Source organism: Actinoplanes sp. L3-i22 (assembly GCF_019704555.1).
In the GTDB taxonomy this organism is placed as follows: Bacteria; Actinomycetota; Actinomycetes; order Mycobacteriales; family Micromonosporaceae; genus Actinoplanes.
Map to the genome: position 1 here is coordinate 10,780,438 of NZ_AP024745.1, position 24,712 is coordinate 10,805,149.

Here is a 24,712-nt window from a genome sequence, read left to right on the forward strand (position 1 = left end):
AGCCATGGGAGAGATTAACCGGAGACCTTCTGGCTGGTGTCAGCCTTGCCGTCGGCGTCGACCGATTTGGCCGTGCCGAGGCCCGCCATCGCGAAGGCGCTACCGGTACCGGAGCCGGCGGCCGGGGTGAAGTCGTACGCGCTCTCGCCGTGAGCCGCGATGTCGATGCCGCCGATCTCGGTCTCCTCGCTGACCCGGAAGACCTTGAGGGCCTTGAGGACCAGGGCGATGATGGCCGCGATCGCCATCGAGTAGACGGTGACCGCCGCGCTGCCGACGAACTGCCGGCCGAGCTGGGTGAAGCCGCCGCCGTAGAAGAGGCCGTCGCTGCCACCGAGCACGTCGGTGATGGCGCTGTTGGCGGTGTTGGTGGCGAAGAGGCCGATGAAGAGCGAGCCGATCCAGCCACCGACGAAGTGGACGCCGACCACGTCGAGCGAGTCGTCGTAGCCCAGCTTGTACTTCAGGCCGACGGCCAGGGCGCAGACCACACCGGCGATCAGGCCGAGCAGCACGGCCGGCAGCGGGGCGATGAAGCCACAGGCCGGGGTGATGGCGACCAGACCGGCGACCGCGCCGGAGGACGCGCCGACCAGGGTCGGCTTCTTGTCCCGGATCCACTCGACGGCGACCCAGCCGACCAGCGCGGCGGCCGTGGCGAGCTGCGTGTTGACGAAGGCGACACCGGTGACGCTGTCGACGGTCAGCTCGGAGCCCGCGTTGAAGCCGAACCAGCCGAACCAGAGCAGACCGGCGCCGAGGGCGACGAACGGGACGTTGTGCGGGCGCATGTTGTCCCGCGGCCAGCCGACCCGCTTGCCGAGCACCAGGATCACACCGAGAGCGGCCGCACCGGCGTTGATGTGCACCGCGGTGCCACCGGCGAAGTCGAGTGCGTGCAACTTGGCGCCGATCCAGCCACCGCCCCAGACCCAGTGCGCGACCGGGACGTAGACCAGGGTGAACCAGCCGATGGCGAAGAGCACCCAGCCGCCGAACTTGAGGCGGTCCGAGAGGGAGCCGCTGATCAGGGCGACGGTGATGATGGCGAACATCATCTGGAACGCCATGAAGACGTAGACCGGGATCTTGGTGGTGCCCCAGAGGTCGCCGGCCCAGCTGATGTCGGTGCCGCCGTACTGGGTGAGGTTACCGATGATGTTGTTCAGGCCCGCGCTGCCGCTGGAGCCGAACGAGAGGCTGAAGCCGTAGAGCGCCCACAGAATCGAGATGATCCCGATGCTGGAGAAGCTCATCATCATCATGTTCAGGGTGCCCTTGGACCGGTTGAGGCCACCGTAGAAGAGCGCCAAGCCGGGGGTCATGAGCAAAACGAGTGCAGACGACAGGAGCAACCACGCGGTATTGCCGGTGTCCATCGCTCTGCCTCCTCTCGGATAGGTGTCCTCTCAACACACGACCGAGGGGGCAGCATCGCCATGTCGGCCGGTTCGACGCAGACTGTGTCGGCTGGCTGTTTCGAGCACGGTCTACGCGCGATTTCCGGCGCGTCACGGCTTGTTTCCGACGTGTGAAGAAACTCTCACAGGCCGGACGTTGATCTTGACTGACCTGGCAAAATGCCCGGCTACGTCAGCGAAGTGCGTATTCGAGCGTGTGCCGTTCGTAATCCAGCAGGCGCAGATCGCGCATTGGCCGCCGCAGATGACCCTTGTGCACGATCCGGACGAATGCCGGGTCGCCGGCGGCCGCCATCCGGCGGATGCCCTCGACGTGATCGACGATCCGCTTCCTTATGGTCCGCACCAGCCGGTGCCGGTCGCGCGGGATCAGCCCGTAGGCGTCGGCGAACAACCGGAGGCGGCGCGGCCGGTTCGGCCGCTTCCAGCCCAGGGTGTACGAGTCCCGGTCGCTGAACAGCGGCACCCAGGTCCACGCGGCGTAGGCCACGTCGTAGATCCGCGAGCCGGGCGAGGCCAGGTCGAAGTCGATCAGGGCGAGCGTGCCGTCCGGCCGCCAGACCACGTTGTGCGGGGCGGCGTCGTGGTGACAGATCACCTCGGTGTCCGGCGGGGGCGGGCCGAACGAGCGCCAGACCGCGCCGGGCGGGGGCACGAAACCGTACTGCGCGTCGTGGAACATCCGCAGCATGGTCGCGACCGTGACCAGCGCCTCCTCGGTCACCCAGTGCGGGGCCAGCGGATACTCGCCGCACTCGCCGTCGAGGTAGGTGAGCACCTCGCGGCCCTTCTCGTCCATGCCCAGCGCGGAGGGCGAGCCGGTGAACCCGACCCGCTCCAGATGGTTGAGCAGCGCGTGGACAGCGGGCGTCCACGGCCCGGCGTTACGCCGGACCGTGTCACCGATCCGGGACACCGTGCTGACGTTGCCACCGTGCAGCGGTATCTCGCGCAGCGGCTCCTGCGTCACCCACAGCCTCCCTGATACTTCCCCGTAACGTCCGTGTGTGAGCCTACGCGGTCTCGCCCAGCAGAGCCTCGACGAAGGCCGCCGGCTCGAACGGCGCGAGGTCGTCCGGCCCCTCGCCCAGCCCCACCAGCTTGACCGGAATTCCCAGCTTGCGCTGTACGGCGATGACGATGCCACCCTTGGCGGTGCCGTCCAGCTTGGTGAGCACCACACCCGTGACGTCCACCACCTCGGTGAAGACGCGCGCCTGTTCGAGCCCGTTCTGCCCGGTGGTGGCGTCCAGCACCAGCAGCGTCTCGTCGACCGGGCCGTGCTTCTCCACCACCCGCTTGACCTTGCCCAGCTCGTCCATCAGGCCGACCTTGTTCTGCAGCCGGCCGGCGGTGTCCACCAGCACGACGTCGATGCCGGTGTCGATGCCCCGCTTGACCGCGTCGAACGCCACGCTCGCCGGGTCGCCGCCCTCCGGCCCGCGGACCGTCTCGGCGCCGACCCGCTCACCCCAGGTGGCCAGCTGCTCGGCGGCCGCCGCCCGGAACGTGTCGGCCGCGCCGAACAGCACCGTACGGCCGTCGGCGATCAGCACCCGGCCGATCTTCCCGCAGGTGGTGGTCTTGCCGGCGCCGTTCACGCCGACCACCATGACGACCGCCGGGCGGCCGTCGTGCGGGGTGGTCCGCAGGCTGCGGTCCAGATCCGGTTCGAGCGCCGCGGTCAGCTCCTCGGCGAGCTGCTCGCGCACCCCGGCCACGGTCCGGGTACCGAGGATCCGGACCCGCTCCTTGAGCCGCGCGACGAGCACCTGGGTGGCCTCGACGCCGACGTCCGCGGAGATCAGGCTGTCCTCGATCTCCTCCCAGGCGTCGTCGTCCAGGTGGTCCCGGGAGAGGACGGTGAGCAGGCCGCGGCCCAGCGCGGTCTGCGAGCGGGCCAGGCGGGCGCGCAGCCGGACCAGGCGGCCGGCGGTCGGCTCCGGCGTCTCGACGACCGGCTTCTCCTCGACCGCCTCCTCGACCGGCGCCTCGACCGGCGCCTCGACGACGACCGGCCGGGGTTCCGCCGGTGCCGCGGGCTTCTCGATGAGCGGCGGGAGCTCCTCCTGGACCGCGGGCACCTGGGGCACCGGCGGCGGCGGAAGCTCCTTGCGGCGCATCCGGGGCACGACGAGCCCGACCGCGCCCACGACCAGGACGACGAGCAGGATCACTGCGGCGACCACGTATTCCATGCCGAAATCCTGACAGATGAGCCGTCCGGCCGTGGCGTGGGCCACGCACTGGCGATTCCGGGCACTCATTGGGAAGTATGTGGGCACCCCCGAACCTGCTTGGAAGGCCGGTAACGCCACGTGACCGCGCAACTGCTCATCGGACCGGTTCTCCGCCGGGTCACCGGCGATCGCGCCACCCTCTGGGTGGAGACCAGCGAACCGGCCACCGTCCGGGTCGAGGCGGGCGGCGACGCCGCCGGGTCCGCTTCGACATTTTCGGCGTACGGCCACCACTACGCCCTGATCGTGGTGAGCGGACTGACCCCGGAGTCGGCCCACGCCTACCGGGTGCTGCTCGACGACCGGGAGGTGTGGCCGGCGGCCGGGTCGCCGTACCCGCCCTCGGTGATCCGCACCCGGGCCGCCGACGACACCGCCCAGCCGGTCAGCCTGCTCTTCGGCTCGTGCCGGCAGGGCAGCCCGCAGGACGCCGGCCGGCAGCTCCCGCCGGACGCGCTGGACGCCTACGCCCGCCGCCTGATGGCCGACCCGGACCACCGCCCGGACCTGCTGGTCCTGCTCGGCGACCAGGTGTACGCCGACGAGACGTCCCGCAAGGTGCGCCGCTTCCTGAAGCGGAGCCGCCCGGCCGACCACGACGGCCCGGTCGACCAGGTGGTGACGTTCGAGGAGTACACGAAGCTCTACCTGGAGTCGTGGCGCGACCCGGAGGTGCGCTGGCTGTTCTCCACCGTGCCGAGCGTGATGATCTTCGACGACCACGAGATCATCGACGACTGGAACACCTCGGACTCCTGGCGGGCCGACATGGCGAAGCAGCCCTGGTGGCGGGAGCGGATCTCGGCCGGGCTCGCGTCCTACTGGGTCTACCAGCACCTGGGCAATCTCAGCCCGGACGAGCTGGCCACCGACCCGCTGTTCCAGAAGATCACCGCCAGCGGGGACGGCACCGAGCTGCTGCACGACTTCGGGCTCGAGGTGGACGATCCCGGGTCGTCGGAGAACACCGACCGGCCGTACCAGTGGAGCTTCGCCCTTGATCTCGGCCGGACCCGCCTGGTCGTCCTGGACAACCGCTGCAACCGGGTGCTGACCCCGGGCGCGCGGGCGATGCTGCCGGCCGCCGAGTGGGACTGGTTCATCACCCAGGCCCACGGCGACTACGACCACCTGGTCGTCGGGTCGTCGCTGCCGTGGCTGATGCCGCCCGCGATCCACCACCTGGAGGCGTGGAACGAGGCGGTGTCCGAGTCCCGCCGGTCGAAGCGCTGGGCCGCGTTCGGGGAGAAGGTGCGGCGCGCGTTCGACCTGGAGCACTGGGCCGCGTTCGGGAAGTCGTTCACCGCGCTCGGCGAGCTGTTCCGGCGGCTCGGCGAGGGTGGCCTGGGCGCGCCCGGGCACCGGGTCGGGGCGGGCGGGGCCTATGCGGCGCCGGCGTCGATCAGCGTGCTCTCCGGGGACGTGCACCACTCGTACGTCGCCCGGGCCGACTTCGGGCACGCCATGGCCACCCCGGTGATGCAGCTGACCTGCTCACCGATCCACAACGAGGTGCCCGCGCCGATGCGCCCGCTGATGCGGATCGCCTGGCTGCCGCCGGTCACCCGGGCGGTCCGCGTCCTGGCCCGGTCGGCCGGGGTGAAGAAGCCGCTGATCCGGTGGAAGCGGCTCTCCGGGCCGTACTTCGGCAACGCGGTCGGCACGCTGACCCTGGACGGGCGGCACGCCCGGGCGCTGATCGAGGGCACCACCAAGGACGGCCGGCTGCACGAGGTGGTGTCGACCGAGTACCAGCCGTGAAATGCGTGGCGGGGTGACCCCGGCTGGGACAGGATGACCCCGATGACTACCTGGACCGCCCCCGAGGCGCAACGCGTATCCGAACCACTGACCGGCGACGAGCGGCCCATGCTCCAGGGCTGGCTCGACTATCACCGGCAGACGTTGCTGCTCAAGTGCGCCGGCCTGACCGCCGAGCAGCTCAAGCTGACCAGCGTCGAGCCGTCCGCGCTGACGCTGCTCGGCCTGGTCCGGCACATGGCCGAGGTGGAGCGCTGGTGGTTCCGGATCAAGGCCGCGCAGGCCGACCCCGGTGATCTGTTCTGCCCCGAGGGCAACGACAACGGCGACTTCGACGACGTGGCGACCGCGGACGCCGAGCCCGACTTCGCCACCTTCCGGGCCGAGATCGTGCTGGCCGACGAGGCGGTGGCCGCGCTGCCGCTGGAGCACGAGTTCCCCGGCCGGCGCGGCCCGATCAGCCTGCGCTGGGTCTACACCCACATGATCGAGGAGTACGCGCGGCACAACGGCCACGCCGACCTCCTCCGCGAACGCATCGACGGCGTGACCGGCGACTGATCAGTCGCCCAGGCGCGGGAGGGTGGACTTGCCCTGGTCGCGGACGGTGAAGCTGGTCAGGCCGTCGCCCTCGCCGCTCTCCTGGGCGATGATCTTGTCGTCGGCGGTGGCCATCACGAACAGGCCGCCGACCTCGATCAGCCGCCCCTTGCCGTCCTGCGACTTCGGGAACGTGAAGACCTGGTCGTCCTTGCCGGCGTCGCAGGCGGCGATCTTCAGCTGCAGGGACGCGCTGCCGCCGGGCGAGTGCACCACCAGGCACCACGGCTCGCCGCCCTCGATCATCCTGGCGGTCTGCAGCACGTACTTGTCGCTGCCCGCCGCGACCGGCGTGGTCACGAAGTAGGCGCGGTCGTCGAGGTGGTCGGTGGTGGTCAGGATGCCGTCCGCCCCGACGGTCAGCATCTTGCGCCCGCCGGACCGGGTGGTGGCGAAGACGAACTGCCGCCCGCCCTGGATCGCGGCGCCCGGCCCGACCGGCGCGATCCCGGCCGGCGCGCCCGGACTGCCGCCGCTCTCCACCGGCGCGCTGCTGCCCGCCGGCGCACTGCTGCCCGCCGGCGCGCTGCTCGCGACCGGGGCCGCCCCGGTCGCCGGCGCCGAGCTGCCGGTCGGCGCGGCCGCGGTGTCCCCCGCGGAACAGGCCGCCGCGCTCAGGGCGAGAAGGCAACTTCCGGCGAGCAGTGCGATCTTGGACATGTCGACCCTTTCGGATGGGCGTGCCCCGCTGGCACGCCCCCATCCTGGACGAAATGCCCCATCGCCGCCGTCCGGGAACACCCCGGCGGCATCAATCCGGGAGATCAAGAACCTTGCGGAGGTACGGGATGTGCTCGGTGCCCGTCCACCGGTAGCCGGCCAGCCCCGCCGCCCGCGCGCCCCCGATCGCCCGGTCGTCGTCGTCCACGAACAGCACGTGCTTGGGCACCGCCCCGATCGCCAGGCAGGCCTGCTGGAAGAACTCCGGCGCCGGTTTGTGCACCTTCAGCTCCCACGAGCTGATCACCAGGTCCACCTCGTCGGTCAGGCCGAGCGCGTCCAGGTCGGCGTGGAGCCGGTCGGTGGCGTTGGTGGCCAGCCCGACCTTGCGCCCGGCGGCCCGCACCGAGCGGACGAACGCCAGTGCCTCCGGGTCCACCTCACCCCGGTACGCCTGCCACTCCGCGACCGCCGCGGTGGCCGCCGCCTCGTCGAGCGGCAGCCGGCTCGCGACCAGGCCCATCCACTCCGCGTCGGAGATCTCGCCGGCCACCGCGGGGCGGTAGAGATCCCACGACATCGACGTCTCGAGGAGGGCGGCCGGTTTGAGGCCGTACTTCACCTCGACGGCGATCATCGGAGCCGGGTCCCAGCGGCGCAGCACGCCGTCCAGGTCGATGAGCAGGGCCCGGGCGCGGTCGCGCATAAAAGTTACCTAGTCCTCTGGTTCGCGGTTCAGGCGTTGGCTGATCACCTGGGTGACGCCGGCTCGCATGGTCACGCCGTACAGCGCGTCCGCGACCTCCATCGTCCGCTTCTGGTGCGTGATGATGAGCAGCTGGCTCTTCTCCCGAAGTTGCTGGAAGAGCGTAATCAACCGGCCCAGGTTGACGTCGTCGAGGGCCGCCTCGACCTCGTCCATGATGTAGAACGGCGAGGGCCGGGCCCGGAAGATGGCACACAGCATCGCCACCGCGGTCAGCGAGCGCTCGCCACCGGAGAGCAGCGACAGCCGCTTGATCTTCTTACCCGCCGGCCGGGCCTCCACGTCGACGCCGGTGGTCAGCATGTCCTCCGGGTCGGTCAGGATCAGCCGGCCCTCACCACCCGGGAAGAGCACCTGGAAGACCTGCTCGAACTCGCGCGCGGTGTCCTCGAACGCGGACGAGAACACCTCGAGGATCCGGTCGTCCACGTCCTTGACCACGGTGAGCAGGTCCCGGCGGGTCGCCTTGAGGTCCTCGAGCTGGTCGGAGAGGAACTTGAACCGCTCCTCCAGCGCGGCGAACTCCTCCAGCGCCAGCGGGTTGACCTTGCCGAGCAGGGTCAGGTCGCGCTCCGCCTTGTTGGCCCGCTTCTCCTGGGTCGGCCGGTGGAACGGCGCCGGCTCGGGAACCGGCTTGCCGTCCTTCTCCGCCGCGGTCACCTCGGCCTGGGTCGGCGGGACCGGCTGCTCCGGACCGTACTCGTTGATCAGCGTCTCGACGTCGAGCGAGAAGTCCTCGGCGGCCTTCGCCTCCAGCTGCTCGATCCGCATCCGCTGCTCGGCCCGGGCCATCTCGTCCCGGTGCACCTCGCTGGTCAGCCGCTCCAGCTCGGCGACCAGGCGTTTCGCGGTGGCCCGCACCTCCTGGAGCGCGGCCTCCCGGCTGGTCCGCTCGGTGGCGATCCGGTCCCGCTCCTCGGCCGCCGCGAGCACCGAGACGGCGACCCGGTTCAGCGCGGTGTGCGCGCCGGCCGCGACCGCCCGGGCGATCTCGGCGCCCCGCGCGCGGGCCGCCCGCCGGGCCGCGGCCCGCTCCCGGGCCTGCCGCTCCTGGTTCGCCTGGCGCTGCAGCGAGTCCGCCCGGCCGGCGATCGAGGAGACCCGCTCCTCGGCCGTGCGGACCGCGAGCCGGACCTCCATCTCGTTCTGCCGGGACTGCGGGACCAGCGCGCCCAGCCGGTCGCGCTCCTCGGTCGACGGCTCCTCGTCGATCGGGGAGTCCTCGGCCAGGCGCAGCCGCTCCTCCAACTCGGCCACCCGCATCAGGTCGGCCTCGCGGGCCGCCTCGGCCTTCTGCCGGGACGCGCCGAGCCGCTCGCTCTCCGCCTTCGCCGACCGGGCCGCCGCGCCCAGCTCGGCCAGCCGGCGGGCGGCGGCGTTCCGCTCACCCTCGGCGGCCCGCTTGGCCTGAGCCGCGACCTGCACCGCCTGCTTGAGCTCGGCGACCTGGGCACGTACCTCGGAAAGCTGTTCCTTGAACTCGGCGATCCGCGCCTCGGCGGCGGCCCGGCCGGCCTTCGCCTCGTCGACCGCCGCCTGCACCTCGATGTAGCTGGTCGCCTTCGCCGAGCCGCCGGCCGCCGCGTACATCCCGAGGACGTCGCCCTCCGGCGTCACCGCGCGCAGCTCGGCGTTCTCGCCGATCAGTGCGACCGCCGCGGCCAGGTCCGGGACCAGCACCACGTCACGCAGCGCGCGGTTGACCGCCGGGCGGAGCTGCTCCGGGCAGTCGACCACGTCGGGCGCCCAGAGGGCGCCCTCCGGAAGATTCGGACGCAGAGCGTCCAACGACCCCTGCATCCCGGGCCCGGCCGGCGCCGCGATCACCAGCGCGGCTCGGCCGGCATCAGAGATCTTGAGGGTACGGACGGCCTCCACCGCCTCGTCCAGACTCGCCAGCGCGACCGAGTCGGCCAGCGTGTCCAGCGCCGCGGACAGCGCCGTCTCGTGCCCGGCGCGCACGGTCAGCAACGAGGCCAGGCTGCCGAGCAGGCCGGGCACCTGGCCCGGCTTGGCCAGCAGCGCGCCGGCGCCGTCCTTGCGCTGCAGGCCGAGGGCGAGCGCCTCCTCGCGGGCCTTCAGGCTGGCCGCGTCCTTCTCCGCCAGGCGCTCGGAGTCGGACCGCTCGCGGACCACCGCGGCGGCCTTGTCGTGCGCGGCGACCGCCTCGTCGTGCTTGGCGTCCAGGTCGGCGTTGTCCCGGTCGGCGTCCGACGACTCGGCCGAGACCACGTCGACCTCGGCCTGCGCGGCCTCGGCCCGCATCAGCGCGTCCTCGTGCGCGGCGGCCAGGCGCTCGATCTCCTCGGCGGCGCTGCTCGTCCGGGCGCGCGCGGCGTTCACGTTGCCGACGAGCTTGGCCAGGCCCTCCCGGCGGTCGGCGATCGCCTTCGCGGCGGCCCGCAGCTCACCCTCCGCGGCGGCCAGCTGGCGCTCCAGCTCCTGCCGGTGCTCGACCGCCTCGGCCAGGCGCATCTGGTCGTCGGTGAGCGCCTCGCGGAGCTCCTCCTCCTGCTCCCGGACCCGCTCGGCCTCGGCCTCGAGCATCTCCGGGTCCCGGCCCGGGCGCTCGTCGTCCGGGGTGGCGGCCAGGTGCCGGAACCGCTCCGAGGCCAGCTGCTCGGTCGAGCGGAAGCGCTCCTGCAGGGCGGACAGCTTGTACCAGGTGTCCTGGGCGGCCTGCAGCAGCGGCGCGTCCTCGGCGTGCGCGAACTCGAGATCGGCGAGCATCCGCTGGACCTCGCGGTTCTCCTCCTCGACCTCGCCCCGCCGGGACCGCATCGCGGACTCGTCGGCGATCTCCCGGTCCAGCGTCGTCCGCAGCGTGAACAGGTCGTCGGCGAGCAGCCGCAGCCGCGCGTCCCGCAGGTCGGACTGGATGCCGGCGGCCCGGCGGGCCACCTCCGCCTGCCGGCCCAGCGGCTTCAGCTGGCGGCGCAGCTCCGCGGTCAGGTCGTTCAACCGGTTCAGGTTGACCTGCATCGCGTCGAGCTTGCGGACCGCCTTCTCTTTCCGCTTGCGGTGCTTCAGGACGCCGGCCGCCTCCTCGATGAACGAGCGGCGGTCCTCCGGCTTGGCGTGCAGCATCGCGTCCAGCCGGCCCTGGCCGACGATGATGTGCATCTCCCGGCCGATCCCGGAGTCGCTCAGCAGCTCCTGGATGTCGAGCAGCCGGCAGGTGTTGTTGTTGATCTCGTACTCACTGGCGCCGTCGCGGAACATCCGCCGCGTGATGGACACCTCGGTGTAGTCGATCGGCAGCGCGCCGTCGTTGTTGTCGATCGTGAGCGTGACCTCGGCCCGGCCCAGCGGCGCCCGCCCCGCCGTCCCGGCGAAGATGACATCCTCCATCTTGCCGCCGCGCAGCGCCTTCGCCCCCTGCTCGCCGAGCACCCAGGCGATCGCGTCGACGACGTTCGACTTGCCGGAGCCGTTCGGCCCCACCACACAGGTGATGCCCGGCTCCAGCCGCAAGGTGGTGGCGGACGCGAAGGACTTGAAGCCCTTGACCGTCAGGCTCTTGAGGTGCACGGATCTCCGAGGGTCGGCGGTGGTCTCTGCTGGGTGGCAGGCTACCCGCAGGTGGCACATGGGGCGGGGCTACGCCGCGCCCGGCACGTCCTGGCCGACCAGAATATCCGCCGGGGTGCGCTTGTCACCCCCGTGCCGTTCGCCGCTCACCGCCCGTTTCGCAGTCGGTCCCCCGCGCCGCCGGCCGCTCGCCGCTCATGCCGCACCCGGCCCCGGCGCCGACGTCACTCGCGGCCCGTCACGCCCGGCCCGCTACCTGTCGGCCGCGTCGCGCTCGGCCCCGGCGTCGCTCGTGTCGTGCCCGGTTCGGCGGCCTCGGCGCCGGTTTCGCACGGTTCAGGGCTGACAAAAAGCTGCGCGCCGCCACGTGATGTGGAGGCGCGCTTTTCTTCGGTGCCTTCTGTGGTGCGAGGGGGGATGATCGCCGGTCGGTCACCCCGCAGAGACGTCCCGGCGAACGGTCAAGCTCAGGTCAGTGCCGGCTCGGTCAGCCGCAGAATGTCGTCCGCCTCGGCAGCCGCCGCCGCCAGCCGGTCGTTGTCCGCCCGGAGGCGGGTGACCTCGAACTCCAAGGCCTGCACCCTGGAACGCAGTCGGGTGACCTCGTCGAGCAGGCGCCGATCGGGCGCCGCACCTACGTGGCCGTAGAGGGCCTTCGCCATCGTGACTCCTTGTGACGCGGTGCGTCTCATATGTTGTGAATGCTTCGCCGGACTTGACCGGCCGAAATGTGCGCCCAGCGCGAACTGACGCACTGAAGCACTCACGGGCACGCGTGAGCACAGAGTTCTGCCACTGCTGCGGCGGAACTCTACTTAAGTGCGGATGCCCAAGCCACGAATGGAACCGGGGCATGAGGCGGCGCGACTGGCGACATCTCCATAGTCCGCCCGAACCCATGCTCCGTCAAGCCGAGCGCACACGGATGCCCGGCCGACGTCAGTGAATCACGCCACCAGGGGGTCTTGAACAGCGATTATGCGCGTCCCCAGCAGCTTGTCGATCTCGGTGGGACACTCCCCACCGGCTTCACTCGACGAAGTTCGATCAACACCGTACGCGTTGGCCGTCCCTCCGGGCCACTTATTTGATCAAGAAAATCCCACCTCCGCACCCCAACACACTCCCCTTTACTCCCCAATAACTCCCCAGATCACCCCTGCCCCACCCCAGCACCCCCGGCTACCCGCCGTCCCGCCGGCCCCACCACCCCGCCGACCCGTCAGCCGCACCACCCCGGCGCCACAGGTCGGCGTGCCGCACCCCGACATCACAAACCGACCGGCTACACCCCGGCGCCACAGCCCAACCATCTGCGCCACGGTCCTAAGCTCCGCCCGGGGCCGAGCGCGCGGCTGGGCCTGGCGTGGCCGCTGGGTCGCGTGGGTCCTTTGAAACCGCAACCACCCGCGGACGCCGCCCTGGAGGGTCTCGCGTTCTGGGCGCCCCGCGCCCTGCGAGACCCGGAAGGGTCCCCGCGGGAGCGACGGTCAGTTATTGGCCGCAGCCGAGGCAATGAAGAATTTGACCTTGATCTGGAACGCCTGCCGGGGTGGCGCCCGGAGGGGATGGGGACGGACTTCCGGTTCGGGGTGCGGCGGCCGGAGGGGATGATCTCGCCGGGGACGGGGTTCGATCCGGGGTGGGCGCGAGTGCGGCGCGAACAGCGTGGCCTTTCGGGCAAATTCGGGCAAAGCTGGGCGACAAACTAGGACAAAGAGTACGTATTTCTGTCGCCTAGCTGACATGCTCCGGTGGCCTGGGGGCGTTCTGTCGTTGCCCCCAGCGTGAATCCGACCCCGTCGCGCGAGCGCATCTGTCTGCTCACCGGCGGCGGGTACCCGTACCGCCGGGATGCCCTCGGAGGTTGGTGCCGGACGCTCGTCGACGGGCTGCACCGGTTCCGCTTCGAGTTGCTGACCGTCACGGACCGGGAACTGCCGTCCGCTCCCGCGTACCCGCTTCCGCTCAACGTCGGCTCGGCGCGCGCCATCGCGCTGAGCCGCAAACCGGCCCGCTTCGAGCGGCGCCGCGCCCATCTGCCCGACAGCGCCTCGGACGCCGTCGCCCAGTTCTGCCACGGTCTGCTCGACGAGTCGGCGACCGACGTGTTCGCCGACGGGCTGCGCGGCCTCGCCGAGATGGCCGGCAACCGGCCGAGCCCGCTGCCGCGACTGCCGCTCGCCGAGAAGCTGCTCGACGCGTGGCGGTGGGGGCTGCATCCCGAGCCGGACAACTTCCCGAAGCTCAGCGTGCGGGACGCGCGGATCGCGGCGACGCTGCTGCGGCACGCGCTGCGCGCCCTCGCCGTGCCGGTCCCGGACGTGGACCTGGTGCACTGCGTGGGCGGGACGACGCCGCTGCTCGCGGCGCTCGCCGGGCGGTGGCGCAGTGGCACGCCGCTGCTGCTCACCGAGGCGCGCACGCCGGTGACCCGGCGGCGGCCGGGCGAGGAGCGCCTGTCTCCCGCGGTCCGGCTGGTGCTGCGGCGGTTCCGCAGCGCCGTTGCCCGCACCGGATACGCCGAGGCCGAGATCATCGCCCCGCTCAGCGGTTACCACCACGGCTGGGCGCTGGACCACGGCGCGGAGCCGACCCGCCTGGTCCGGGTGCCCGCCGGGGTCGACCCGAAGGAGTATCCGGGGGCGGTCGAGGTGGAGAACCCGCCGAGCGTGGTGTGGGCCGGCAGCGGCGGCCCGGACAGCGGGCTGACCCCGATGCTGGACGCGTTCGCCGAGATCACGGCGGCGTTGCCGGGCACCGTGCTGCACCTGGTCGGGGTCACCGCGAAGCACGAGGAGTACTGCGCCGACCGGATCGAGCAGACCGGTCAGGCCGGCGCGATCCGGATGAACCCGCTGCCCGCCGACCCGCGCGAGCGGTTCACCGTCGGGCAGGTCGTGGCGCACGTGCCGGGGCCGTCCGATCCGCCGTCCCGGCTGATCGAGGCGATGATGTCGGGCCGCCCGGTGGTGGCTCTCGACGTCGGGCCGGCCGCCGAGACGCTCGGCGAGACCGGGGTCGTGGTGCCCGCCGACGACCCGTCCGAGCTGGCCATCGCCATCGTCGACCTGCTGCGGGCGACGCCCCGGCGGCGGGCGCTGGGCGATGCGGCCCGGCAGCGCGCGCTGAACCACTTCACCGCCGACCGGGTGGTGCGGGTGTACGGCGCGCTCTACACCGATCTGGCCGCGCCGCCTCCGGCGCAGGCCTTCGAACTGGCGCTCGCCGTGCCGGCGCCCCGCACCCCCATGCCGGCCACACTGCGCTGGCTGACCAGGGAGGACTGAAATGACGATCACTCCCCCACGCGGGAACTCCGGTACCGCGCGGACCGCGTCACGCAACCGGCGGCGGCGTCCGCAGCCGGGCGAGCCGCGCCATGCGGCGAATCCGCCGGCGTCCGCCCCGGCTGTCACTCCGGCGTCCGCTCCGGCTATCACTCCGGCTTTCGCTCCGGCTTTCGAGGAGGCGCCCGCTTCGCGGCGCCGGAACACCAGGATGCCCGGCGATGGTCCGGGTGGGCGGTTCGGTGACGACTTCGACCAGGATTTCGACGTACGGGCGGAGCCCGGTCCCGCCGAGCCGCAGGACGGGCTCGGCGCGCAGCTCTACGAGGTGATGTCGGACTCCGAGCGGGAGACGGCGGTCGCCGAGACGCTGCTGTTCCGCAGGCCGGACTTCGGCGAGGAGCCGCCGGCCGCCGTGCTGCCGCCCGCCGCCGAGACCATCCTGTTCACCCGGCCGCCGGAGTGGGACGAGCACTATCCGGCCGACCCGGACAGCCACGACTTCGCGCCGCCGGCCCGCCGGGAGGTCAGCCCGCTGACCGAGACGTTCCTGTTCGGGACGCCGGCGCCGCTGTTCGGGACGCCCGCGCCGCACGCACAGGAACCCCGGTCGCCGATCGACGGGGCGGCCGAGACGCTGCTGTTCGCCGGGCTGGCCCGGGCGCTCGCGACCCCGGCGCCCGAGCCCGCCGCGTGGGAGAAGACTCCCGCCGCCGAGCCCGCCGCGTGGGAAGCGCCCGGTCCCCTCGCTTGGGAGACACCCGCGCCCGAGCCCGCGGCGTGGGAGGCGCCGGCTCATATCGCGGACAGCGCGGGGTGGGCCGCGGGCACCGAACTGACGCCGGACGCGATCGCCGAGCCGGTGGACTGGACCGGGGACGGCGGGGGGTGGGCGGAACCTCCGTACCCGCAAATCGCGGAGCAGGACCGTCGCATCGCGGAAGGTCCGCGGCGGGCCTGGGCGGAGATCGATCGGAACGCGGCGCAGCCGCTTCCGGCGCCCTCGCCCTACCCGCGCAAGCGGAAGACCTACCCGGAGGACTTCGAGACCGGGGCGGCCGGCCTGGAGCGGCCCGGACGCGTGGTGAACCGGAAACGGTCCCGGGCCGCCGAGATCGACCGCAACACCCCGGCGCCGGACGCCGCCTATGCACAGGCGCCGAACCACTCGTGGCACGACTCGCTGGTCGAGGGCCAGGACCGGCAGTGGCACGACCCGGTCGTCGAAACGCCGGGCCGGCAATGGCACGACTCGGTCGTCGAGGCGCCGGGCCAGCAATGGCACGACTCGCTGGTCGAGGCGGAGCCGGGCGGCCCGTGGACCGCGGCGAGCCAGCCGGAGCACAACGCCGCCTGGACCACCGCGAATCCGGAGGAGCTGAACGCGGGCTGGACCACCGCGAACCCGGAGGAGCCGAGTGCCGGCTGGAGCGCGGACGACCTGCAGGACCTGAACGCGGACTGGAACCTCGATGATCCCCGCGGACTCCAGGTCGATCAGGCCGGCCTGGTTCCCGAGGACCTGCCCGAGGCCGACCCGCTGCTGCTCGGCGCGGAGACCTCGCGCGAGCTGAGCCCGGCCGCCGAGGCCGCCTGGCGGGCGTTCGCCGTCGGTGACCGCGAGCCGGGCACCGAGATCCGCACCAACCGCCGCGCGAAGAGCCGCTGGACGACGTTCACCGGCGAGTCCGAGCCCGAACAGCCGAAGCGCCGGATCTTCCTCTGGCCGGTGTTCCTGCGCTGCCTGCTCTACCTGGGCCCGCTCAGCGTCGCGGTCGCCGGGGTCGGCGCGCTGGGTCACGTCGCCTGGCCGGTCCCGGCCGTCACGCTGCTGCTCGGCTGGGCCGCCGCACAGGCCCTGACCAGCGTCGGCGTCACCGTCGCCCGGCGGGCCGACCCGGAGGCCGCGGTCCGGCTGATCGGCGTCGGCTTCGCCGCGGTCACCGCCCTGTACTGGGCGCTCGTCTGGATCGCCCCGGCCTCGCTCCTCGGCCACGACCGCCTGCTCGCCGCCGCCGTCGGCGCCGGTGGCCTGGCCACCCTCGCCACGGTGACCGCGGCGCTGGTCACCCGCTCCGAGACCGCGGTGATCCTCTGGTACCTGCCGTGCTGGCTGCTGGCCGGCACCTCGCTCGCCGCCGGCAGCGGGGCGAGCTGGGCCGGGCACATCCCGGTGGCGACCCTGCTGCCGGGCGCGATCGTGGCGGTGCTGATCCGGGCGTTCAAGCCGGCCGTGCTGATCGGCCGGGAGTGCCGGATCCCCCGGCTGACCCCGGCGGAACGGCGGCGCGGACTGGCCTACCTGGTGATCGGGGCCGCCCAGGCCAGCTGCGTGGCGCTGCTCTGGCAGGCCGGTCCGGCCGGCGCCGGCGTGCTGGCGGCGCTGCCGCTGCTGCTCGCGGTGCCGATGCTGGAGGCGCTGATCGGCTGGCACACCGACCGGATCGACGCCGGGCTGGACTCCGCGCAGACCGTCGCCGAGCTCGACCGGCACGTCCGCAACGTCACGGTGATCACGCTGGCCGGGCTGCTGCCGCCGCTCGCCGCCGGTGGGGCGCTGGCGCTGGCCGCGTACCAGCTGCCGTACCAGCTCGCCGCGCTCGGCGGGACCCGGGCCGCGGTGCTCGCGCTGGCCGCCGGCACGCTGCTCGGCGGGGTCTTCGCGATCACGTTCCTGCTGGCCACGCGGGCCCGCACCGGGATCGCCGCGACCCTGGCCGCGGCTCCGCCGGTGGCCACGCTGGCCCTGCCCGTCCTACCGCAACCCGACGCCGGGCCGCTGCCGCTCGCCGTCGCCGTACTGGCCGCGACGCACGTGGCCGGACTGCTCATCGTCGCCATGACCGCCGCCGATCTCCGGAGGACTTCGTGAAAACCCTGTTCCCCGCGTACGCACATCCCAGCCCCGAGCTGGAGCTGGACGCCGACACCTGGATCGTCCGCGAACACCCCGGCGACCGCAGCACGCTGCACCAGTCGCTCGGCCGGATCGACCTGGACTGGGGCTCGCGCTCGCTGGCCGACGTCCTGCAGGACGTCGACGCGTGGCGGGCCGACGGCGTCGAGGGCCTGTTCCTGGACCGCGCCCCGGCCGGCTCCGGCGGGGTCGGGCCGGTCGCCCTCACCGTCCGGCTCGCGGCCCGCCGGGGCCTGCACCGCGTCGTGCTGAACCCGGGGGTGCCGACGCATCCGCTCTACCGCGACCTCGGGGTGCGGATCTGCACGTTCGAGGGGCCGTGGTCGGCGTACCAGAGCTGGGACGGCGACGGGACCCGGCCCGGGGACGGGCACATCGTGCACGGGGTACCGGCCGCGCTGCTCACCGCGGCCCGCCGGCTGATGGGGCGCCGGGGGGCCGGCTTCGGCCTGGCCACCGACGCCAGCCCGGACCTGAGCCCGGCCGGAGCTCCCGGCGGCGGCGCCCACAGCGCCGACTGATTCGACGGTACGGCCGTGAGCGGCGCCCGTGTCCCGCCCTCGGCGGGCCCTTGCCGGCGCCCGAGCCCCATCCTCGCCGCGGCCATTGTCGACGCCGTGCCGTTGTCAGCGCCCCCGCCTGCCCTCGGCGCGACCCTTTGCCCCGCCGGAGCGCGAGGTGGCCACCACCCCGGGTCACCTCGTGCTTCGGCGTGCCCGGGGCTGCGTGCTGGCGCTCCGATGGGATCGGCGGGTGCGTCGAGCACATCGGAGCGTCAGGCGCGGGTTATCCACACCGGCGGGTTATCCACAGGCCGTCCACATGATCTTCCGGGTCTCGCCACAATGGCGGGGAGCTGGAAGGAGGCAGCACGGGGCGGGGCGCACGGCGTACCAAATTGGGGGTTTTATCGGGGTTTTGGCTGGCAGCGGGGGCAGCTGAAGGAGGAGCGGTTCATGAAGCTCTCCCGTCGCATGATGGCGCCGCAGCGTTTGCAGGGCTCGCCCTCCCGGCCGTAGGCGTTCAGCGACCGGTCGAAGTAGCCGCTCTCGCCGTTGACGTCGACATACAGCTCGTCGAAGCTCGTCCCGCCGGCCACGATCGCCTCGGAGAGGACGTCGCGGACGTGGGCCAGCAGCCGGTCCACCGCGGGCTTCGAGAGTTTGTCGGTGGGGCGGGTGCCGTGCAGCTTGGCGCGCCACAGTGCCTCGTCGGCGTAGATGTTGCCGACACCGGAGATCAGCGTCTGGTCGAGCAGGGCGCGTTTGATCTCGGTGTGCCGGCCGCGCAGCCGGGCCGAGAACGCGGTGTCGTCGAAGAGCGGGTCCATCGGGTCGCGGGCGATGTGCGAGATCTCGTCGGGGAGCTCGGCGCCGCCCTCGGAGACCGACAGGCCGCCGAACGTGCGCTGGTCGACGAAGCGCAACTGCGGGCCGCCGTCGGTGAACGTGAAGCGGACGCGCAGGTGCTTCTCGTCCTCGGCGTCGGCCGGCTGCATCAGCAGCTGGCCGCTCATGCCCAGGTGGGCGATGACGGAGTCGCCGGAGTCGAGCGGCAGCCACAGGTACTTGCCGCGGCGGGCGACGTCCAGGACGGTCCGGCCGGTGAGCATGGCGATGAAGTGGGCGTCGCCGGGCAGGTGGCGGCGGATGGCGCGCGGGTGGTGCACCTCGACCGCCGCGATCGTGCGGCCGGTGACCCACTTGGCGAGGCCCATCCGGACGGTTTCGACCTCGGGAAGCTCGGGCAACGGGGGTCCTCACATGGTGTAGGGCCAGATGGTGATCAGGTAGGCGCCGTACCAGAGGCCGAAGACGGCCCACGCGGTGATCGACAGCACCGCGACCCGGGGGCGGGCGCGGGCGGCGGCGACCACCGACGGCAGCAGCGTCAACAGTACGGGCAGCAGCAGCCGTGGCTTGGAATGGTAGAAGCCGGCCTGGCCGTAGACCAGGATCATGGCGATCACCCCGTAGACGACCAGCGGCGGCCACGGCTTCTGGGCCAGCGCGACCCCGGCCGCGGCGAGCGCGGCGAGCAGGATCAGCCCGACGCTGATCTGCACCCAGCCGTCGCCGGTGGTGAACGTCGCGCGCAGGAACTCAACCGTGCTGCGGCCGTAGTCGAACGACGTGCCCCAGCCGGCCGTCTGGATCTTGAACCAGGCGTCCCACTCGCCGACCCGCCAGCCGACCCAGCCGAGGAACAGCGGCACCCCGACCAGTGCGGTCGCGGCCGCCGCGAGCGGCTTGACCTTGTTGGGCGAGTCCCGCAGCGCCAGCAGCGCGGCGACCGCCAGGGCGAGCGCGGCGGCGGCCCCGGTCGGCCGGGTCAGCGCGGCGCCGAGGCCGAGCAGGGCGGCCGGCAGCCAGGCCCGCCGGTGGGCCGCCGCCAGCATGCCGGCGACCAGGGCGAGGAACAGGCTTTCCGAGTACGCCATCGAGAGCACCACGGAGACCGGCGCGGAGCAGCAGATCGCCACCAGCGCCCAGCCGGCCCGCTTGCCGTACAGGGTGGTGCCGAGCAGGTGCAGCGCGACGGCCGCCCCGATCGAGGCGATCCAGGCGACGCCCACGGCGGCGGTGCCGGGCGCGACGCCGAGCAGCGAGACGCCGCGGATCAGCATCGGGTAGAGCGGGAAGAACGCCAGCTCGTTGGCCTGCAGCACGTGATTGTCGTCGAACGTGTACCCGTGCGGGTACCCGTTCGTCGCGACCCGCAGGAACCAGCCGCCGTCCCAGACCAGCAGCCGCTGCCAGACGCCGCCGTTCGACGTCGAGGCGCCGCCCAGCCACCAGATCATCAGCAGCTGGGCGACCCGGGTCAGGGCGAGCAGCCCGATCGCGACGGCGACCCCGCGACCGCCGCCGGCCTTCTCCCAGAGCGATTCCGGCGGCTCCTGGTCGACGGGCTGGTCCGCGGCGACCACGGTCGCCTCACTCGGGCTTGTCGTCGCCATCGGCTTCGTTCCGGTCGGTGAGCGTCCGCCAGGCGGCCGCCGCGGCACGCTGCTCGGCCTGCTTCTTGCTGCGGCCGTCGGACCCGCCGTAGCGGATGCCGGCCACCACCACCCACGCGGTGAACGTCTTCGCGTGGTCCGGGCCGGAGTCCTCGATCACGTAGTCCGGCACGCCCAGCCCGAGCGCCGCGGTCAGCTCCTGCAGGCTGGTCTTCCAGTCCAGCGCGGCGCCCCGGCCGGCCGACTCGGCCATCAGCGGGTCGAAGAGCCGGTGGATCACCTCGCCGGCCGTCTCCAGGCCGTGCTCCAGGTAGATCGCGCCGAGCAGGGCCTCCAGGGTGTCGGCGAGGATGCTCGCCTTGTCCCGGCCGCCGGTGGTCTCCTCGCCCTTGCCGAGCAGCAGGTGCGGGCCGAGCCCGCCGGCGCCCAGGCCGCGCGCCACGTCGGCGAGCGCGTGCATGTTGACCACGCTGGCCCGCAGCTTGGCGAGCTGGCCCTCGGGCAGGTCCGGGTGGTTGTGGAACAGGGCCGACGTGATCACCACGCCGAGGACCGAGTCGCCGAGGAACTCCAGGCGCTCATTCGTGGGCAGGCCACCGTTCTCGTACGCGTACGAGCGGTGCGTCAGCGCACGTTCCAGCAGGTCGGCCTCGAACGGAATGCCGAAGGCCTCTTCCAGGGGGAGGGTTGGGGGACGGCGGCGCTTGTCATTCATGCGATACCTCGTTGTACGACAGCATGGTGGAAGTCAGCAATGCGATGACAGCCGCGAGGGAGGCGCGGCGATGCAGGTCCGCGGCGAACGCGATGCCGCCGGCCAGATCGGCGCCGGTGGCGGCGCCGTGGCAGACCACGACGATGCCGGCGACGCCCAGCAGGACGGCCGCGCGCGTCTCGTCGCGTTGTTGCCCGGAGTACGCCGTCTCAAGAGCCTTGAGCAGGACATTTCCGGTGAAACCATCGGTGACCACCACGTCGGCAGCGGTGCCGCGAACCACGTCGCCGCCCTCGACCAGCCCGGCGTACCGCAGTGGCAGGTCCTCGAGGAGCAGGGCCGCGGCCCGGCGCAGGCGATCGCCCTTGCCGCGCTCGCTCCCGATGGTGAGCAACCCCACCCGGGGGTCGGGGATGCCGTGGACCGCGACGGCGTAGGCGGCGCCGAGCCGGGCGTGCACGGCCAGGGTCGCCTCGTCCGGATCGACGGTCGAACCCACGTCGAGCAGGATCAGGCGACCGGCGGCGGTGGGCAGCACGGCGGCGAGCGGCGGTCGGCGGATACCGGGCCAGCGGCCCAGGGCACGTGCGGCGGAGACGACCGTCACGGCGGTGTCGCCCGCGGAGACCAGCGCGTCGGCCAGGCCCGCGGCGACGGCCTCGGCGGTGGTGCCGCCGGGCACGACGGTGATGCGGTGGCGCTGCGCCGGATGAAGGGCGCGAAGCACCGCGTCGGCGGCTTCAGCCGGGCCGACGAGAGTCAGGTGCAGGGCCGGATCGTCCTCGAGGGCACGCAGAGCGCCGTCAACCACGACGGCGGGAGCCTGGTCCCCGCCGAGGAGGTCGACGGCGATCCGCGCGGTGCCCGGCTCCCCGACAGTCCGCTGTCCGGGAGCCGTGGCACCGGTGGAACGCCACTGCTCAGGTACGACCCGCCCGATGATCGGGCGCGTCACTAGGCGACGTCAGACCTCAAGGACCTGACGGCCGTTGTAGGTCCCGCAGACCGAACAAGCGGTGTGCGGCAGCTTCGGCGACTTGCACTGCGGGCAAGCCACGGTCGAGACCGCGGTCGCCTTCCAGTTCGCCCGCCGCGAGCGGGTGTTGCTGCGCGACATTTTGCGCTTCGGGACGGCCACGGTTACTACTCCTCGTCGAATTTTTGCGGGTGTTGCGGCGGAGCCGCCTCGGGCTGCTCAGCTTTCGTGAGATTGCGCAAAGCGGCCCAACGGGCATCGACTTCCTCGTGGCTGTGGTCAGCCGGAAGGTCGTCGAAATGCACCCCGCACTCGGGGCACAGCCCTGGGCAGTCCGGCCGGCAAAGCGGGTTGGTCGGCAGGGTCAGCACCACCGCGTCCCGTACCGCCGGTTCCAGGTCGAACAGGTCGCCCTGCATCCGGCCCACCTCGTCCTCGTCGGTGGTCTCCTCCGTGGTGCTGGCCTCATAGGCATACATCTCCTTGAGGTACACCGCGAACGAGCTGTCGATCTCGTTGAGACACCGCCCGCACTCGCCCTTGAGCGAGCCACGCACGGTGCCGCTGACATAGACCCCTTCGGAGACCGACGTCATGCTCAGATCGAGCTCGAGGTCGGACCCTTCCGGGATCGAGATCAACTCCAGGTTGAGGTCCGCCGGCGCCGGCACCACCCGTTTCAGGGCACGCGTCGCACCAGGTTGCCGCGGCAGCTTCGTCGTGTCGACGACCAGCGGCTTCCTGGGATCCAGGTGACTCTGCGGTGACTTGGGCATCATGTTCCTCAGCCATGGGTAGGCCGACCGAAAACATTACCTGAGCTTGTACGACATCGTCGAATCGGCTCAGGCTCAGAACGGTAGTGGCCGCTCCGCGTCCTCACCCTGGAAGGTTCCGATCTCGCGGAGCGCATGCATTTTGTCACGGCCGCGCTCGATCGATGCCAGCGCCCTGGTCAGGAACTGCTCGAAGTTCGCCAGCGCGGTGTCGACGTAGTCGTCGACCTCCTCGCGCAGCCGCTGTGCCTCGCCTCGCGCGTCGGCGATGATCCGGGCGCCCTCGTGCTCGGCCGACACGGTGATCTCGTTCACCGAGACCAGGCGAGCGTGCTCGGCCTCGCCCTCGCTGACGATCCGATCCGCCTCGCGACGACCGGCCTCGATGATCCGGTCACGCTCGTCCAGGACGGCGGCCGACTTGCGCAGCTCGGAGGGGAGCTCGGCGCGGAGCTCCTCCAACCGCTCGATCATCTCGCCCCGGTCGAACATGAAGTTCGTCCGTGACATCGGAACCGAACGCGCGTCCTGGACGTGCTCGATGAGCTCGTCGATACGGTCGAGCGGATCCACCGGTGTCTCACTCCCGTCGTCGAACCGCCACCCAGCGTGGTGCGATCACGTTACTGTGCCGCCGCCCGCCCTGGTTCCGGCGCGCCGGTGGCTCCTAATTCTGCTTCAGCCGATTGACCAACCGGGCCAGCACCGGGTCCGGGAGGTACGCCGAGGCGTCGCCACCCCACTTGACCACGTCCTTGACCAGACTGGAAGACAGGAACGAGTACAGCGGGTTGGTCGGCATGAACAGTGTCTCCACACCGGAGAGCCCGATGTTCATCTGCGCCATCTGCAACTCGTAGTCGAAGTCGCTGACCGCGCGGATGCCCTTGACCACGACGTCGGCGCCCTGGTCCCGGCAGAAGTCCACCAGGAGCCCATGAAAAGCCATCACCCGGACATTCCCGTACGGGGCGGTCACCTCGGAGAGCATCTCGAGACGCTCGTCGATGGTGAACATTCCGGACTTCGTCTGATTGATCAGCACCCCGACGATGACCTCGTCGAACAGCCGGCTGGCCCGGCCGACGATGTCCAGGTGACCGTTCGTGACCGGGTCGAAGGAGCCGGGACACACCGCTCGTCTCATGATCGGCGACCGTACCAAAGAGTGGTCTCGCCATAACGCCGGGTGCGGTCGCCGGAGAGGCCGTCCACCCAGCTCAGCGGCTCCGTCCGAGTCGAACGCTCGAACACCACCACCGCGTCCGGGGCCAGCCAGTCGTTGGCGATCAGCTGCTGTTGCACTGTGTCCACCTCGTCACTACCCAGCGCATAGGGCGGGTCGGCGAAGACCACGTCGTACGGTCCCCCGGCCGGGGGATCCGCGAGCACCTGCGTCACCTTGCCGGTGACGAGTCGCGCGGCCGGGCCGACACGGAGCGCCACCACGTTGTCACGGACGACGCGTGCCGCCTTGCTGTCCGATTCGACCAGAAGGACGTGATCGGCACCGCGGGACAGCGCCTCCAGGCCGACCGCGCCGGATCCGGCATAGAGGTCGGCGAACCGCGCTCCGGACAGATCCGTCATCGTGTCGAGGGCACTGAAGAAGGCCTCACGAACCCGGTCAGATGTGGGCCGAGTGTTCACACCGGACGGAACGGACAGACGCCGCCCGCCATGTGCCCCGGCGATAATCCTCGTCATCGTCCACGACGCTAGTGCACCCCAACCGAACGGCCACCAGCGCGTAAACAATTCCCTCGTCACAGGCACTACGCGCAACGGGACCGTTCCGTTGCAGTGAAAAAAGATCACGGGTTCATAACAAGACCCTTATGTGACGCTGAGACGTTTCTTTGATCGCAGGAAGTGGCTAGGGTCGGGCCTCGTTGCGAACGTCCTTCACGGACCGTCCGCAGGCGACGTGGGGAGGCGTCGTCGCAGCCCTCGCTGATTTTCCATAGCGAGCGGCCGATGTCGCGTTGCCTCCTTGCGCACTCTTCTTCCTGACCCCGTTCCCAGGAGTAAAGCGCGTGAACCTGTTCAAGTCCCCCTCTCGTCGGGCCGGCTCCGTCATCGCCGGCACGGCCCTTGGCC

Annotated in this window: 21 protein-coding genes; 5 read left to right on the forward strand and 16 right to left on the reverse strand. The window is 71.8% G+C overall.

From position 1 onward, the window contains the following. Positions 1–14: 14 nt before the first annotated feature. From L3i22_RS47695 to ftsY, 3 genes are all read right to left on the reverse strand, one after another. The gene (locus L3i22_RS47695) at positions 15–1,379 is read right to left on the reverse strand and encodes an ammonium transporter (RefSeq protein WP_221324001.1); all 1,365 of its coding nucleotides are present in this window, start codon (positions 1,377–1,379) and stop codon (positions 15–17) included. Between the two features lie 214 nt (positions 1,380–1,593). Beyond that, the gene (locus L3i22_RS47700) at positions 1,594–2,391 is read right to left on the reverse strand and encodes an aminoglycoside phosphotransferase family protein (protein WP_122980938.1); all 798 of its coding nucleotides are present in this window, start codon (positions 2,389–2,391) and stop codon (positions 1,594–1,596) included. Positions 2,392–2,434: 43 nt separating this feature from the next. Beyond that, positions 2,435–3,619, reverse strand: a complete 1,185-nt coding sequence (ftsY, locus tag L3i22_RS47705; RefSeq protein ID WP_221324002.1) for a signal recognition particle-docking protein FtsY — start codon at positions 3,617–3,619, stop codon at positions 2,435–2,437. A gap of 120 nt (positions 3,620–3,739) precedes the next feature. Between ftsY and L3i22_RS47710 the strand changes: the two genes are divergently transcribed. Together L3i22_RS47710 and L3i22_RS47715 are read left to right on the forward strand one after the other, a co-directional pair. Then, a complete protein-coding gene (locus L3i22_RS47710; protein WP_221324003.1) occupies positions 3,740–5,422 on the forward strand; it encodes an alkaline phosphatase D family protein in 1,683 nt (560 codons plus the stop codon). Between the two features lie 42 nt (positions 5,423–5,464). Continuing rightward, positions 5,465–5,983, forward strand: a complete 519-nt coding sequence (locus tag L3i22_RS47715; RefSeq protein ID WP_221324004.1) for a DinB family protein — start codon at positions 5,465–5,467, stop codon at positions 5,981–5,983. Here L3i22_RS47715 and L3i22_RS47720 read toward each other — a convergent pair whose 3' ends face one another. The 4 genes from L3i22_RS47720 to L3i22_RS47735 all read right to left on the reverse strand — a co-directional run bounded on the left by L3i22_RS47720 (position 5,984) and on the right by L3i22_RS47735 (position 11,641). After that, positions 5,984–6,682 carry a hypothetical protein gene (locus tag L3i22_RS47720; RefSeq protein ID WP_221324005.1) on the reverse strand — a complete coding sequence of 233 codons (699 nt, stop codon included), beginning with the start codon at positions 6,680–6,682 and terminating at the stop codon, positions 5,984–5,986. Between the two features lie 91 nt (positions 6,683–6,773). Beyond that, a complete protein-coding gene (locus L3i22_RS47725) occupies positions 6,774–7,388 on the reverse strand; it encodes an HAD family hydrolase (protein ID WP_221324006.1) in 615 nt (204 codons plus the stop codon). 9 nt (positions 7,389–7,397) lie between these two features. Further along, positions 7,398–10,979 carry a chromosome segregation protein SMC gene (gene smc, locus L3i22_RS47730; protein ID WP_221324007.1) on the reverse strand — a complete coding sequence of 1,194 codons (3,582 nt, stop codon included), beginning with the start codon at positions 10,977–10,979 and terminating at the stop codon, positions 7,398–7,400. 467 nt (positions 10,980–11,446) lie between these two features. Further along, positions 11,447–11,641, reverse strand: coding sequence for a hypothetical protein (locus L3i22_RS47735; protein WP_221324008.1), 195 nt, complete (start codon positions 11,639–11,641; stop codon positions 11,447–11,449). A 1,125-nt stretch (positions 11,642–12,766) separates the two neighbouring features. Between L3i22_RS47735 and L3i22_RS47740 the strand changes: the two genes are divergently transcribed. The 3 genes from L3i22_RS47740 (at position 12,767) to L3i22_RS47750 (ending at position 17,707) form a co-directional block, all read left to right on the forward strand. Continuing rightward, a complete protein-coding gene (locus tag L3i22_RS47740) occupies positions 12,767–14,269 on the forward strand; it encodes a DUF3492 domain-containing protein (RefSeq protein ID WP_221324009.1) in 1,503 nt (500 codons plus the stop codon). A gap of 211 nt (positions 14,270–14,480) precedes the next feature. Next, positions 14,481–17,141: a hypothetical protein gene (locus L3i22_RS54195; protein WP_255657696.1), complete on the forward strand. Its 2,661-nt coding sequence runs from the start codon at positions 14,481–14,483 to the stop codon at positions 17,139–17,141. After that, entirely contained in the window at positions 17,138–17,707 is a 570-nt protein-coding gene (locus L3i22_RS47750; protein ID WP_221324010.1) for a spherulation-specific family 4 protein, read from the forward strand. The genes L3i22_RS54195 and L3i22_RS47750 overlap by 4 nt, the downstream gene beginning before the upstream one ends. Positions 17,708–18,093: 386 nt before the next feature. Here L3i22_RS47750 and mutM read toward each other — a convergent pair whose 3' ends face one another. The 9 genes from mutM to rsmD all read right to left on the reverse strand — a co-directional run bounded on the left by mutM (position 18,094) and on the right by rsmD (position 24,319). Further along, positions 18,094–18,936 (reverse strand): bifunctional DNA-formamidopyrimidine glycosylase/DNA-(apurinic or apyrimidinic site) lyase, encoded by an 843-nt coding sequence (mutM, locus tag L3i22_RS47755; RefSeq protein WP_221324011.1) that lies wholly within the window; start codon positions 18,934–18,936, stop codon positions 18,094–18,096. A gap of 9 nt (positions 18,937–18,945) precedes the next feature. After that, the gene (locus L3i22_RS47760) at positions 18,946–20,145 is read right to left on the reverse strand and encodes a mannosyltransferase family protein (protein WP_221324012.1); all 1,200 of its coding nucleotides are present in this window, start codon (positions 20,143–20,145) and stop codon (positions 18,946–18,948) included. Further along, complete coding sequence (gene rnc / locus L3i22_RS47765) at positions 20,123–20,860, reverse strand: ribonuclease III (protein ID WP_221324013.1); 738 nt, start codon at positions 20,858–20,860, stop codon at positions 20,123–20,125. Before rnc ends, L3i22_RS47760 begins: the two co-directional genes overlap by 23 nt. Continuing rightward, positions 20,853–21,713, reverse strand: coding sequence for a phosphate acyltransferase PlsX (locus tag L3i22_RS47770; protein ID WP_255658785.1), 861 nt, complete (start codon positions 21,711–21,713; stop codon positions 20,853–20,855). The genes rnc and L3i22_RS47770 overlap by 8 nt, the downstream gene beginning before the upstream one ends. 111 nt (positions 21,714–21,824) lie before the next feature. Next, positions 21,825–21,998: a 50S ribosomal protein L32 gene (gene rpmF, locus L3i22_RS47775; protein ID WP_014694262.1), complete on the reverse strand. Its 174-nt coding sequence runs from the start codon at positions 21,996–21,998 to the stop codon at positions 21,825–21,827. 5 nt (positions 21,999–22,003) lie between these two features. Continuing rightward, on the reverse strand, positions 22,004–22,612 hold the full coding sequence (locus L3i22_RS47780) for a DUF177 domain-containing protein (protein ID WP_221324015.1): 609 nt from the start codon (positions 22,610–22,612) through the stop codon (positions 22,004–22,006). Between the two features lie 75 nt (positions 22,613–22,687). Next, positions 22,688–23,185, reverse strand: a complete 498-nt coding sequence (locus L3i22_RS47785) for a hypothetical protein (protein WP_221324016.1) — start codon at positions 23,183–23,185, stop codon at positions 22,688–22,690. A gap of 94 nt (positions 23,186–23,279) precedes the next feature. Next, positions 23,280–23,759, reverse strand: coding sequence for a pantetheine-phosphate adenylyltransferase (gene coaD, locus L3i22_RS47790; RefSeq protein ID WP_221324017.1), 480 nt, complete (start codon positions 23,757–23,759; stop codon positions 23,280–23,282). Further along, the gene (gene rsmD, locus L3i22_RS47795) at positions 23,756–24,319 is read right to left on the reverse strand and encodes a 16S rRNA (guanine(966)-N(2))-methyltransferase RsmD (protein ID WP_221330511.1); all 564 of its coding nucleotides are present in this window, start codon (positions 24,317–24,319) and stop codon (positions 23,756–23,758) included. The genes coaD and rsmD overlap by 4 nt, the downstream gene beginning before the upstream one ends. Between the last annotated feature and the right edge of the window lie 393 nt (positions 24,320–24,712).

What these genes read in the sequence shown, in the direction of transcription:
- L3i22_RS54195 (WP_255657696.1), top strand. Translation starts at nt 14,481, where the DNA reads ATGCCCGGCGATGGTCCGGGTGGGCGGTTCGGTGACGACTTCGACCAG.
- L3i22_RS47780 (WP_221324015.1), bottom strand. Translation starts at nt 22,612, where the DNA reads ATGCCCAAGTCACCGCAGAGTCACCTGGATCCCAGGAAGCCGCTGGTC.
- L3i22_RS47760 (WP_221324012.1), bottom strand. Translation starts at nt 20,145, where the DNA reads ATGGCGACGACAAGCCCGAGTGAGGCGACCGTGGTCGCCGCGGACCAG.
- L3i22_RS47735 (WP_221324008.1), bottom strand. Translation starts at nt 11,641, where the DNA reads ATGGCGAAGGCCCTCTACGGCCACGTAGGTGCGGCGCCCGATCGGCGC.
- rnc (WP_221324013.1), bottom strand. Translation starts at nt 20,860, where the DNA reads ATGAATGACAAGCGCCGCCGTCCCCCAACCCTCCCCCTGGAAGAGGCC.
- ftsY (WP_221324002.1), bottom strand. Translation starts at nt 3,619, where the DNA reads ATGGAATACGTGGTCGCCGCAGTGATCCTGCTCGTCGTCCTGGTCGTG.
- L3i22_RS47720 (WP_221324005.1), bottom strand. Translation starts at nt 6,682, where the DNA reads ATGTCCAAGATCGCACTGCTCGCCGGAAGTTGCCTTCTCGCCCTGAGC.
- L3i22_RS47725 (WP_221324006.1), bottom strand. Translation starts at nt 7,388, where the DNA reads ATGCGCGACCGCGCCCGGGCCCTGCTCATCGACCTGGACGGCGTGCTG.
- L3i22_RS47695 (WP_221324001.1), bottom strand. Translation starts at nt 1,379, where the DNA reads ATGGACACCGGCAATACCGCGTGGTTGCTCCTGTCGTCTGCACTCGTT.
- rsmD (WP_221330511.1), bottom strand. Translation starts at nt 24,319, where the DNA reads ATGACGAGGATTATCGCCGGGGCACATGGCGGGCGGCGTCTGTCCGTT.
- L3i22_RS47715 (WP_221324004.1), top strand. Translation starts at nt 5,465, where the DNA reads ATGACTACCTGGACCGCCCCCGAGGCGCAACGCGTATCCGAACCACTG.
- coaD (WP_221324017.1), bottom strand. Translation starts at nt 23,759, where the DNA reads ATGAGACGAGCGGTGTGTCCCGGCTCCTTCGACCCGGTCACGAACGGT.